10 protein-coding genes and 1 other annotated feature are annotated in these 12,886 nt (G+C 36.4%); of the genes, 7 read left to right on the top strand and 3 right to left on the bottom strand.

Features of this window, described 5'->3' with window-relative positions; genetic code table 11:
* The first annotated feature begins 170 nt into the window (after positions 1 to 170).
* On the top strand, positions 171 to 803 hold the full coding sequence (locus FJQ98_RS22120; RefSeq protein ID WP_053592852.1) for a superoxide dismutase: 633 nt from the start codon (positions 171 to 173) through the stop codon (positions 801 to 803).
* A gap of 153 nt (positions 804 to 956) precedes the next feature.
* On the opposite strand, the gene mnmM is transcribed toward FJQ98_RS22120, so the two are convergent.
* Both mnmM and mnmL read right to left on the bottom strand, forming a co-directional pair.
* Positions 957 to 1,535 (bottom strand): tRNA 5-(aminomethyl)-2-thiouridylate-methyltransferase MnmM, encoded by a 579-nt coding sequence (gene mnmM, locus FJQ98_RS22115; protein WP_053592851.1) that lies wholly within the window; start codon positions 1,533 to 1,535, stop codon positions 957 to 959.
* The gene (gene mnmL, locus FJQ98_RS22110; RefSeq protein WP_053592850.1) at positions 1,532 to 2,488 is read right to left on the bottom strand and encodes a tRNA modification radical SAM protein MnmL/YtqA; all 957 of its coding nucleotides are present in this window, start codon (positions 2,486 to 2,488) and stop codon (positions 1,532 to 1,534) included. The genes mnmM and mnmL overlap by 4 nt, the downstream gene beginning before the upstream one ends.
* Before the next feature lie 272 nt (positions 2,489 to 2,760).
* On the opposite strand from mnmL, the gene FJQ98_RS22105 reads away from it, so the two are divergent.
* The 5 genes from FJQ98_RS22105 (at position 2,761) to FJQ98_RS27060 (ending at position 9,671) form a co-directional block, all read left to right on the top strand.
* Positions 2,761 to 3,939, top strand: a complete 1,179-nt coding sequence (locus FJQ98_RS22105) for an MDR family MFS transporter (protein ID WP_053592849.1) — start codon at positions 2,761 to 2,763, stop codon at positions 3,937 to 3,939.
* Between the two features lie 148 nt (positions 3,940 to 4,087).
* Complete coding sequence (locus tag FJQ98_RS22100) at positions 4,088 to 4,459, top strand: ArsR/SmtB family transcription factor (RefSeq protein ID WP_075807157.1); 372 nt, start codon at positions 4,088 to 4,090, stop codon at positions 4,457 to 4,459.
* 66 nt (positions 4,460 to 4,525) lie between these two features.
* Entirely contained in the window at positions 4,526 to 6,250 is a 1,725-nt protein-coding gene (locus FJQ98_RS22095) for a SulP family inorganic anion transporter (RefSeq protein ID WP_053592847.1), read from the top strand.
* A 208-nt stretch (positions 6,251 to 6,458) separates the two neighbouring features.
* Positions 6,459 to 6,669 (top strand) — a binding site (T-box leader).
* A 90-nt stretch (positions 6,670 to 6,759) separates the two neighbouring features.
* Positions 6,760 to 9,174 (top strand): leucine--tRNA ligase, encoded by a 2,415-nt coding sequence (gene leuS / locus FJQ98_RS22090; RefSeq protein ID WP_053592846.1) that lies wholly within the window; start codon positions 6,760 to 6,762, stop codon positions 9,172 to 9,174.
* A gap of 398 nt (positions 9,175 to 9,572) precedes the next feature.
* Positions 9,573 to 9,671 carry a hypothetical protein gene (locus tag FJQ98_RS27060; RefSeq protein ID WP_343069299.1) on the top strand — a complete coding sequence of 33 codons (99 nt, stop codon included), beginning with the start codon at positions 9,573 to 9,575 and terminating at the stop codon, positions 9,669 to 9,671.
* An 803-nt stretch (positions 9,672 to 10,474) separates the two neighbouring features.
* Here FJQ98_RS27060 and FJQ98_RS22080 read toward each other — a convergent pair.
* Positions 10,475 to 11,395 (bottom strand): NHL repeat-containing protein, encoded by a 921-nt coding sequence (locus FJQ98_RS22080; protein ID WP_053592845.1) that lies wholly within the window; start codon positions 11,393 to 11,395, stop codon positions 10,475 to 10,477.
* 194 nt (positions 11,396 to 11,589) lie between these two features.
* Between FJQ98_RS22080 and FJQ98_RS22075 the strand changes: the two genes are divergently transcribed.
* A complete protein-coding gene (locus FJQ98_RS22075) occupies positions 11,590 to 12,771 on the top strand; it encodes an MFS transporter (protein WP_053592844.1) in 1,182 nt (393 codons plus the stop codon).
* Positions 12,772 to 12,886 lie beyond the last annotated feature (115 nt).

Here is a 12,886-nt window from a genome sequence, read left to right as displayed (position 1 = left end):
GGATTAATACTAAAATCTGATCTTGATTCCCATGCAGTCAATTACATATTTCAGTAAAGAACTATAAAAAGAAAATAACATTTCTATTGACGCCAACAGAAAAAGAAGGTATATTTTGACTTAAGGAAATTATTTTTCCTTAAAGAAACTTTTTGGAAGGTGGTGAAAAATTGACTGTGTTCCATTTACCGAAACTATCATATGATTATGATCAGTTGGAGCCCTATATTGATGCTAGAACGTTAGAAATTCATCATTCAAAGCATCATGCTACGTATGTAAATAATTTAAACACAGCCTTAGAAAGTCATAAGGATTTACAAAGTAAACCGTTGGAAGATTTGCTAAGCAATCTTGATTTACTTCCAGCTGACATTCAAACAGCCGTACAGAATAACGGTGGAGGGCACTATTGCCACAGTTTATTTTGGGATTTGATGAGTCCAAATGGCGGTGGTGAGGCAAATGCTGATATTGGAAAGGCGATTGATTATTATTTTAAAACGTTTGATAATTTTCAGGATCAGCTTTCTAAAGCAGCAATTACCCGCTTTGGAAGTGGTTATGGATGGCTTGTATTGGATGGAGAGCAATTAACCATAATGAGTACAGCTAACCAAGACACACCTTTAAAAGAAGGAAAAATTCCTCTACTTGTTATTGATGTATGGGAACATGCATATTATTTGAAATATCAAAATCGTCGACCTGAATTTGTTACGAATTGGTGGAATACTGTCGATTGGGATAAAGTCAATCAACGATATGTAGATGCAATGAAACAACACACTTTTAAAATCTAACATAAGCTAAGTTAATTAAGGTAATTTGACATGAAAGTAAGTTACTCCTCCATATCCCCCGCGCCATCGGGGGATATTTTCTTTATAAAAAGGCATGAGTCCGATGCGATATCGAAACCATGCCTCAAAAAAATTAATATTAAAAATATCTAACTAGCTTAAAGGGTAATCTTTCATTTTTTCTAAAGCAATAACAAAGGGTGGATCATTCTGTTGATTTAGAAACTCGTATTTTAATACATGTACATATTTTTGGGGAAGTTGACTGACATATTCTATCACAGCATCTCGTTCTTCCTTGCCACCCAGATGACCGTGGTAAATGACAAGGACAATAAGACCACCGATTTTGAGCAGCTTTAGCAAATCTTCAATTGCTTGTATCGTAGTATTTGGCGTTGTAATGATGTCATGGTCACTACCAGGCAAATAACCAAGATTAAAAACTGCAGCAGCTACTGGCTTGTGTACATAGTTGGCTACTTCCTCATGCCCTCTATGTAAAACAAGTGCACGATGCTCTAAGCCATTATCTAAAAGGCGATGGAGAGTTACATCAACAGCGCTCTTTTGAACATCAAAGGCGTATACTTGACCTTCATCGCCAACAAGCTGTGCTAAAAACAATGTGTCGTGTCCGTTTCCTGCAGTGGCATCCACCACAGTATCACCCTCTTCAACTGTATCTTTTATTAGCTGTTGTGCATATTGTAAAACGCGTTGTAACTTCATTTTGCAACCTCAGCATTATAAAATTTCCCTTGCCAGCTTCCACGGCGTTCAAGCTCAGCATCAATTCCATTTAATACTTCCCATTTATTAACGCTCCACATCGGGCCAATCATTAAATCGATCGGACCATCACCTGTGATTCGATGAATAACCATATCTGGTGGTAGCATTTCAAGTTGATCTGCGACTAACTTTGTATAAACGTCTTGATCTAAAAATTCTAACATACCCTTTTCATATTGCTTAACCATTGGTGTCCCTTTTAAAAGGTGCAGTAAATGAATTTTAATGCCTTGTACATCAAGCTTTGCGACTTCACGTGCAGTTTCCATCATCATGTCATAGTCTTCAAGAGGAAGGCCGTTAATAATGTGAGAGCATACACGAATACCATGCTTTCGTAGCTTTTCAACACCTTCTACATATGTTGCATAATCATGAGCACGGTTGATGAGATTTGCTGTTTTTTCATGCACAGTTTGAAGTCCGAGCTCAATCCATAAATAGGTGCGTTCGTTTAATTCAGCTAAATATTCAACAACATCATCTGGCAGACAATCTGGGCGAGTTGCGATGGATAATCCAACAACACCTTCTTGGGCCAAGGCTGCTTCAAATTTTTCCTTTAAAACTGGTAGTGGTGCATGTGTATTTGTATATGCCTGGAAGTAGGCCATATATTTGCCGTCCTTCCATTTTTGATGCATTTTGTCACGAATTTCAGCAAATTGCACTTCGATAGGATCAACTTTATTACCCGCAAAATCACCTGAACCTGCTGCACTACAAAACGTACAACCTCCAAAGGCAACTGTACCATCACGATTTGGGCAGTCAAAGCCTGCGTCTAGTGCTACTTTAAAAACTTTATGACCAAATTGCTCACGTAAATAGCGATTCCATGTATAATATCTTTTCCCATCTGAAGGAAAAGGAAAGTTTGTTTCTGTCATTTATTTCACTCCTCTAACACTATATTTTATCACGTGCTGATGTTTCCGTCATGAGGGAAGAATTTAATAATTATGTGGGTGACTGGAGCAAACCGCGGGGGAGGCGAGCAAAAAGTACTTCGACCGAAGAAAATCATGAGGAGGGCCAACCGAAACCTACACAAAAAGTAGTTTAAAGCCTATGTAAAAAGAGTAAAATTATTTTTCTTGTGCTTTTGTATTTTTCAACATAAACTAACTATTTAGAGTAGCGAAATAACGGAGGTCATTCTATGCCAAAAAGTGTTTGGTTTTTAATTATCGGAATGCTTGTGAACACAACGGGCAACTCTTTTTTATGGCCTTTAAATGCCATTTATATGCACGATTATTTAGGGAAGTCCCTTGCGATGGCTGGCTTTGTGTTGATGTTGAATTCTGCTGCTGGCGTATTAGGGAATCTATTAGGTGGGTATTTATTTGATAGAATAGGTGGCTATAAATCCATAATGTTTGGCATTCTTTTGACGATTGCCTCATTAATTACTTTAACGATTTGGCATGGTTGGCCACATTATGTGTGGATCTTAATGGTACTGGGCTTTAGTGGAGGTATCGTATTCCCTGGAATGTTTGCTTTAGCTGGAACGGCATGGCCTGAGGGCGGACGAAAGGCCTTTAACGCAATTTATTTAGCTCAAAATCTAGGAGTGGCAATTGGACCTGCACTTGCTGGTGTTGTTGCTGATTACCAATTTGACTACGTATTCAAGGTCAACTTAGCTATGTATATATTGTTCTTTTTTATAGCATTATTTACTTTTAAACGACTAGAAGAGGGTAGCATTGCACCGAAAAATGTAGTGAGTGAAAGTAAGCGAATAATTAATAAAGCACCGTTTTATGCATTATTAATTATAAGTTCGTCCTCTGTGCTATGCTGGCTAGCATATTCACAATGGAGTGCGACTATTTCTTCCTATACGCAAGATCTAGGATTAGGATTGAAACAGTACAGCTTATTATGGACTATTAATGGTCTACTCATCGTTTTAGGGCAACCGCTAATTGCACCTCTAGTGAAGCGTTGGGAAAATAAATTAAAACGTCAATTAGTATTTGGTATTACCCTTATCGCCTTATCCTTTGGAATCATTGCCTTTGCGAGTGATTTTAAAATGTTTGCAGCCGCCATGGTAGTGCTAACTTTTGGCGAAATGTTTTATACGCCCGCTTTACCTACCATCGCCAATCAGCTTGCACCAAAAGGACGGCAGGGCTTTTATCAAGGGATTATCAATAGTGCGGCAACAGCAGGTCGTATGATTGGACCTTTATTTGGTGGTATTATGGTTGATCAATTTGGAATGGTTGCACTCGTATTAATCCTAGTAATTATTGTATTGTTTGCAATTATTCCATGTCTTATCTATGATTATCCTTTACGAAAGAATAAAATAGTGACAGATTGATAGTAAAAATTAACAAAAATACTTTCGGAACGAGCGGAAAAATGTGTGGGAAACACGTTTTTCGCTCTTTTTTTATGTCTTGTGTTGAAAAATAGCATCTATTAGCGTACAATCAATCATACATATTCAAATATTTGAATATATGAAGATGAAGTTCCTTGGAGGGATAAATGTGGAAGAGGGCTTGCAGCAATTTAAGGCAGATTTTTTTAAAGCTTTAGCACATCCATTACGAATTAGAATATTGGAATTACTGGTGGATGGTAAGAAAAGTGTCAATGAAATACAAAGCTGCTTAGAAAAAGAGGGCTCAGCTGTCTCACAGCAATTAAGTGTATTACGAGGCAAAAATATTGTGTATGGGACGAAAGAGGGTAAAAAAGTTTACTATTCTTTAAGCGATCCGATGATTGGAGAATTACTTGGTGTAGCAAAAGATATTTTCAACAATCACTTAATAAATACAATTACAAGATTAGAAGAGATGACCATTAACGAAAATAATGAAGAGGATATGTAGTGTTTGTAAACTGGAGATCTTATAAAACATTTACCTTACTTATTATTTTGAAGGGAAGATTTATAGATGAAGTCACTGTTTACAGGGCGATATGAGGGATATTCAGTTCATCATTTGAAGAAAGATTTAATTTCAGGGATTGTTGTGGGGATTGTGGCAATACCACTGGCAATGTCCTTTGCCATTGCGTCAGGTGTTAAGCCGGAGTATGGAATATATACAGCTTTTATTGCTGGAATACTTATTTCTCTTTTTGGTGGTTCGAAGTATCAAATTGGGGGACCTACAGGTGCGTTTGTGCCAATTCTGCTAGGGATAGTCATTTCGTATGGCTATGAAAACTTACTAATTGCTGGATTAATGGCCGGGATTATTTTGTGCTTAATGGGTTTGTTTAAACTTGGCTCATTAATAAAATTTATCCCTCGTCCCGTGACAATAGGTTTTACAGCAGGAATTGCAGTTATTATTTTTACAGGCCAAATTGCCAATTTCTTAGGTTTGACTAATATTAAAAGACATGAGTATTTTATTGACAATATAAAAGAAATTGTTTTGCATATTGGTACGACAAACTTTTATAGTATTTTAACGGCAATCATTAGTCTTATCATTATTTTAATCACACCGAAAGTTTTACCCAAAGTTCCAGGGGCGTTAGCAGGCATTGTAGTTTCTACGCTTGTTGCAACGTTCTTTTTTTCTGGACAAGTTGCCACAATAGCAACAGCCTATGGTGAAATCCCAAATTCATTACCGAATTTTGCAATACCAGATATCACATTAGAGCGAATTCAGCTACTTATTGGACCAGCATTTGTGATAGCCATGCTTGGTGGAATTGAATCACTTCTATCTGCGGTAGTAGCGGATGGGATGACAAATACAAAACATAATAGTAATCGAGAACTTGTTGGTCAAGGGATTGCTAATATCGTCACTCCTTTCTTTGGAGGGATTCCTGCAACGGGTGCTATTGCCCGTACTGCGACAAATATTAAAACAGGTGCAGTATCACCAATGTCAGGTATTATTCATGGGGTATTTGTATTAGTCACTTTATTATTATTAGCGCCTTTTGCTTCCCATATTCCATTGGCAAGTATGGCTCCAGTTTTAATGGTTGTGGCTTGGAATATGAGTGAGCAAAAGCATTTTGCGCATATCGTTAAATTAAAATCAGGAGATTCCCTCGTTTTAATGATTACGTTTCTTCTCACTGTTTTTACAAGTTTAACACTAGCTGTAGAGGTTGGGCTCGTATTAGCAGTCGTATTATTTGCGAAGCGTATGAGCGAAAAGCTTGTAGTAACAAAGGTATTACCAGACCATTCGTTAAAGAGCGGAAAAGTGCAATCACATGTTGTTCATCAGAAGCGGGATTGTCCACAAATTAGTATTTATACAATTGAGGGCCCACTTTTCTTTGGTGCAGCCCAAACTTTTGAGGAGGCAATTGTAAGTTCCATTCAGCAACAGCAAAAAGCTTTAATATTACGTATGAGTAAAGTGCCTTTTATGGATTCAACAGGTGAGGCATATTTTGGTAATGTCATCCGGAATTTTAAAGCCCAGGGTGGCACCATTTTAGTTACAGGTGTGCAAGATGAATTAAAAAGGGTACTACAGCACAATGGCTTATATGATGAAATCGGTGAGGAAAATTTCTATCCGCATACAGGGGAAGCGATAAATAAAGCTCTAAGCTATTTAGATACAAATCAATGCATTGGGTGTAAGCATTTTGCTTTTCGTGAATGTCAGGAATTATCTCGCATTAACGGGCAGTAATTTAACTGTGCCGAAAGCGAAGAAGTTAGGTGTAAAAGCCCGATTGGTGAAAGCTAATAATCAGTGGGGATGAAGAAAAATCCCTACTGATTAAAGTTTCACTTTATAGCGATATAAGGAAAAAAGGATATAATTGTTCAGTAATGGGTAGTATATAAACAAAGGCTTGTGCTTTTCAAAACTTTCCATTAGAATAAATGCAATACATGTAAAGACAGTGATGAGGAATAGTAAATTTGTGGTTCTTTTTAGAGAGCTAGCGGTTGGTGGGAGCTAGTAGGAAAGCAAATTGAACTCGCCTTCTGAGTCTGCCCGCGTGAATAACGCGTGCCGTTCCTTCCGCGTTAAGGAAGCTAAAGCCGAGTGTGATCACTAATTTGGGTGGTACCGCGGGAGATACGAATTCTCTCGTCCCTTTCTGACTAAGAAAGGGGCGAGTTTTTTGTTTTTTTAAATATTTTGTCAATTCTTACGATGAGTAACATTACAAGTTTAAAGGAGGAAAAATCGTGAGCTTTAATCATCAACAAATCGAAAAAAAATGGCAGCAATATTGGGCTGATAATAAAACTTTCAAAACTGAAAATGAAATGGAAAAACCAAAATTTTATGCGTTAGATATGTTCCCATATCCATCAGGTGCAGGTCTTCATGTGGGGCACCCAGAAGGATACACAGCGACAGATATTCTTTCACGCTTCAAGCGCATGCAAGGCTATAATGTCTTACATCCTATGGGCTGGGATGCATTCGGTTTACCAGCAGAACAATATGCACTTGATACGGGGAATGACCCAGCAGAATTTACAGCAAAAAATATTGCGACATTTAAACGTCAAATTCAAGAGCTAGGCTTTAGCTATGATTGGGATCGTGAAATTAACACAACAGACCCAGAATATTACAAATGGACACAATGGATTTTTATCCAACTTTATAAAAAAGGCTTGGCGTATGTGGATGAAGTGGCTGTAAACTGGTGCCCAGCACTTGGAACAGTACTTGCAAACGAAGAAGTTATTGATGGGAAGTCAGAACGTGGTGGTCACCCAGTAGAACGTCGTCCAATGAAGCAATGGATGCTAAAAATTACTGCCTATGCAGACCGTTTAATCGACGACTTAGAGGAAGTTGATTGGCCAGAATCTATTAAGGATATGCAGCGAAACTGGATTGGTCGTTCGGAAGGTGCAGAAGTAATATTCGGTATTGATGGCACAGATGAAAACTTCACAGTGTTTACAACTCGTCCTGATACATTATTTGGCGCTACATACTGTGTACTTGCACCTGAGCATAAATTAGTGGAACAAATTACAACTGCTGAACAACGACAAGCTGTAGATGCTTATCTAGAAAAAGTAAAAATGAAATCTGATTTAGAACGTACAGACTTAGCGAAAGAAAAAACAGGCGTATTCACAGGTGCCTATGCAGTAAACCCGATTAACGGTAAAAAAGTGCCAATTTGGATTGCGGACTACGTATTAGTATCATATGGTACTGGTGCAATCATGGCAGTTCCAGCACATGATGAACGCGACTATGAATTCGCAACAGAATTTGGCTTAGAAATTATTCCTGTACTTGAAGGTGGAGACATCAGCAAAGAAGCATTCATAGGAGATGGTAAGCACATTAACTCTGACTTCCTTGATGGCTTAAACAAAGAGGACGGTATTGCTAAGGCAATTGAATGGCTTGAGGAAAAAGGCGTAGGGGAGAAGAAAATCTCATACCGTCTGCGTGACTGGTTATTCTCCCGCCAGCGTTACTGGGGAGAGCCAATCCCAATGATCCATTGGGAAGATGGATCAATTACGCCAGTACCAGAATCAGAATTGCCATTAATACTACCAAAAACTGATAATATTCGTCCTTCGGGTACAGGTGAATCACCATTAGCGAATATTTCAGAATGGGTAAATGTTGTTGATCCGGAAACAGGTAAAAAAGGTCGTCGTGAAACGAATACAATGCCTCAGTGGGCAGGTTCTAGCTGGTACTTCTTACGCTATATTGATCCAACGAACAAAGAGGCAATTGCAGATCCTGAGTTGCTTAAACGCTGGTTACCAGTTGATATTTATATCGGTGGGGCAGAGCATGCAGTATTACACTTACTTTACGCTCGCTTCTGGCATAAAGTACTTTACGATTTAGGTGTCGTACACACGAAAGAGCCATTCCAAAAATTATTTAACCAAGGGATGATTCTTGGTGAAGGTAATGAAAAAATGTCTAAATCGAAAGGCAATGTCGTCAACCCTGATGAAATCATTTCTTCACACGGTGCCGATACTTTACGTTTATATGAAATGTTTATGGGTCCACTTGAAGCATCTGTTGCATGGTCAACAAATGGCTTGGACGGAGCACGTCGCTTCTTAGATCGTATTTGGCGTCTATTTGTCAATGAAGATGGAACAATCGCTGCGAAAATTCAAGCCTCTGATGACAAGGCGCTTGAAAAATCATACCATCAAACTGTGAAAAAAGTGACAGAGGATTATGAAGGTATTCGCTTTAATACAGCTATTTCACAAATGATGGTATTCATCAATGATTGCTACAAAGCAGATGTTATTCCAACAGCATATGCTGAAGGCTTTGTGAAAATGTTAGCTCCGATGGTTCCACACGTTGCTGAAGAGTTATGGCAGATATTAGGTCATGATGAAACACTTTCATATAAGGAATGGCCAGCATTTGATGAGTCTAAACTTGTTGATGATGAAGTGGAAGTCGCAGTTCAAGTGGCCGGTAAAGTACGTGCAAAAATCATCGTAGCAAAAGACGCTTCAAAAGAAGAAATTGAAAAAGTAGCACTTGCTGATGGCAAAGTACAAGAGTATATGGCAGGCAAAAACTTAGTAAAAGTAATTGTCATTCCAGGCAAGCTTGTGAATATCGTCGTAAAATAAATGAAAGAAACACCATTTACATGCTTCTATAAAAGTTAAGATTACTTGCTACAGAACTGGAGTCTTAACGGAAGTACTTTTGATGGTTGGATCATTTCATTAATATAAGATTAAAGGCAGAATCAAATTTTGATTCTGTCTTTTTTTACATTTTATCGATCTTTATTAGTCGGGATAATAATTATTTTACATAGTAAGAATAGTATAATTGTTTTGAGATTTAATCTAAACAATTGGGGGAGAGAGAATTTGACTAGAATTTGTATTGTGCGACATGGGGAAACTGAATGGAATAAGCCTGGAAAACTATAAGAGAGAATGAATATTCTGTTAAATGATACAGGCATTGATATGCAAAGCAGTGCGCTTACTATTTATCTAAAAATAAATGGGATGTTATTATTAGTAGTCCCTTATTACGAGTAAAGCAAGCGGCAATGATTATTAAAGAAGAAATAAACATTCCTTTACTAGAAATGTTCCGATTTAGTGAATGAGATTATGGTGATGTAGAAGGTTTATCGATAGAAGAAAGAAGAAGAATGTATCCTCAAAAAATTATCCAAATCAAGAGTCTAGAGAGAATTTAACAAATAGAGTATTAGAGGGGTTACAGAAAATAAAAATGGAGTATGTCTGATAAGTACGTTATCCTTGTAGTCCATGGAGCGGTCATAAATGCAAATTTTAGCAGCATTATCGAACGATAACTTGGTTCTGGAAAAACCTTGCTTAAAAATACTGGTTTGAGTGAAATAGAGTATCGAAAAAATCAATGGAAGAGATTAATTTTTATAATGAGGTAAAACATTTATCTTAATAACACAAATTTCTCACAATGAAATCGGTAAATAAGCCTTGATATAACTAGGAAGGTCGATAATCCATTGCTGAAGTTGACCTTTAATGAATTTTTGAATCTTAAAATCGATATGTTTCAACGTACCATTAAAAAGCTCAATTAAAGCACCTCTTCTGCTTTGGTAGTGTTTTTTTAGTCAATCGCACTATTATCAAAGAATGAGGTTCTTTTTGTATACCTAAAAATAGTGTCAAGAAAGATAAATTTATAATAGTGCAACTTACAGCCATCTGTTTTGGGATGGTTTATCTAGCTACGAAGTTTGAGATTATAAGAATCCTTTCTTTGGTGTTTGGTTGGTAGCAATAACTTTAATAGAAATGGATTTTTTTTTCATCTCTTAAGTTAAAAAGAGAGTCCCACAGAAAAGCTGATCGGTCAGTTATTCTGTGGGATTTTGTATATGTTGGTGAATGATCTAGGTATTATAATCTATTTTTAATCAAAATCATAAAATCTCCAAACAGAACCTGTTGGTGAACTACAAACATAGGCTTCTTTGAAATCGGGACTAAATCTAATACAAGTTGGGAAATTCAATCCCTGTACAATTGGTGGGGTAAATCTATAATCTCTATTTTCAAATGGGTTAATCTCCATTATAGTCCCTTTTCTTGGTTGTGTGACATATAACATAAGATTATTTTTATTTTGAATCATCCCGCCCATTAAATCTAAACCTGTAGCAATTGGATCAAACATATCTACTAAGTCCAAGAATGTTGTTGGTATGTCAGGGTCGTACACAATAGTTCCCATGACAGAACTACTAGAAAGAGAATAAATATTACCTTCTTTATCCAATAAGTTTGCTTTCCAGCCCGAACACCCAGAGTATAGGAACCAATTCTCTTTAAAGTCATCGTTAAATTGTTCCGTAGGTAGCAATCCCTCTAAACCAGGTAATGGTAGAGCTGGAATGTTAGTTATCTTCGTATGGCTTTCACCATTTTCCATATTAATTTTAACTACTCTATTTGAAAAGCTCGATTCTCTTTCAACAATTTCTAAATTACCATCCTGTACAACTATGCTATAAGGACGGTTAAAATTATCAAAATTCAGCTTTTTATTGTCATTATCTTTACCTATATTTGTTACTCTATTTGCAAAGGTTTCGCAAACATAAATTCTACCGTCTTCTAAAGGAACAATGCTTGAAGGTCCATTTAAACCATCATAAACCACATTGTTCTCTGTAATTTTCCCACCATTAGTAATATCGCTTACCCTTCCAGCACTTGTTTCAGAAACTAATAGTCTACCATCTTTTGTCCATTCCATATGCGAAGGCGTCTGTAAATTAGTTGCAAATACTTCAATTTTACCTTTCGATAAATTCAACTTAGTTTTTAACATGAATACCCTCTCCTTTTTTAAAATTTAGACTTAGACTTTTCTTAACTATTAGGCTAGAATCTAATCACCTCCCATTATTACATCTAAATATACAATTTTTTTAATATTCAGTCAAATTTCATTTGGTATTTTTCGAAAAACTATACAATTTTGTAAATTCATATCATAATATGAATCAAATTGAGAGGATAACTGTGTGGAAAAATAAAAACTTTGTGATGCTATTTAGCGGACAAATTGTTTCATTTATTGGCATTGCTTTATTTACAACTTCCTTGCCTTTTTTAATTATTCATTTAGATGGTCAAGCGAGCGATATTAGTGCAACGCAAAGCATGTTTATTATACCTCAACTGCTGATTCTTCTTTTAGGTGGTATGCTCGTGGACCAGCTACCTAAGAAGTTTCTAATTGTTATCATCAATCTAGTAAGAGGTATTGCTCTTTTACTAATCACTTATCTCATCATAAACAAACATATTCGTATTTGGCACATCTATTTGCTTACCTTTTTCTTAGGAACATTAAATACCTTATATCGTCCCACATTAAAAGCAATCTTGCCTAGTATTGTGGATAAAGAATATCTAGTAAAAGCAAATTCTTATCGAGCTATGGCACAACAAGTCTTCGAAATGATTGGACCTATTCTAGCTGCCTATTTAGTCGCAACTTTTAGCATATTTATTACATTTGGTATCAACGCTGTTTCATTTTTACTTGCCGCTTTCGCCTTTGCCTTTCTATCTATGGGAAGAAAGCCAGCAGTTGAATCGAAAAAATCATTATGGCAACAATTTAAAGAGGGTTTCCAAGTGTTAATTCAACATAAATGGCTAAGTTATAGCATTTTGATTGGTTCTGTTGTAAATATTGGGATTGCCTCATTTGATGTTATTATCCTACCTATTTATGCAAATGAATACTTCAAGGGAATTGAAAGTTTTGGCTGGTTATTGAGTAGCATGGCATTAGGAGCATTTTTAGGGGCATGGTTTATTAGTAGGCAATCCGAGGTTTCGAATAACTTCAAAAAATATTATCTTTTTATGTTTAGTGTTGGGTTGCTCATTTTATTTTTATCCTTCTCAAATATCTTTCTACTCTCTTTATTGATGATGTTTTGTATCGGTTTTGCTATTACCTCATTTGTGATTATATGGGATAGTGCGGTACAAGAATTAATTGAAGAAGAATACCTTGGTCGTGTGACAAGTTTACAAATGTTCGGTGGGCTTTTGTTTTTACCAATTGGTTATTATATTTTTGGCTATTTGATTGATCATATAAGCATTCGATTCGCCATGTTTTTAAGCGGTTTGATTATAATATTGGCATCTATCATAGGAATTTTAATTGTACAAAAAAAGAATTAGTTCAAGAAAGTTGTAGGGAAATATCTCACCCTACAACTTTTACTATTTTATTTTGGCTTAACATCAAAATCTACTGTTATTACTTGTGTGCTATAGCAACTGTTTTTGTTATAAC

It is taken from the genome of Lysinibacillus agricola, from assembly GCF_016638705.1.
Taxonomy (GTDB): domain Bacteria; phylum Bacillota; class Bacilli; order Bacillales_A; family Planococcaceae; genus Lysinibacillus; species Lysinibacillus agricola.
Note: the sequence above shows the minus strand (reverse complement) of the source record. Positions and strands in the feature narration are given on the sequence as shown.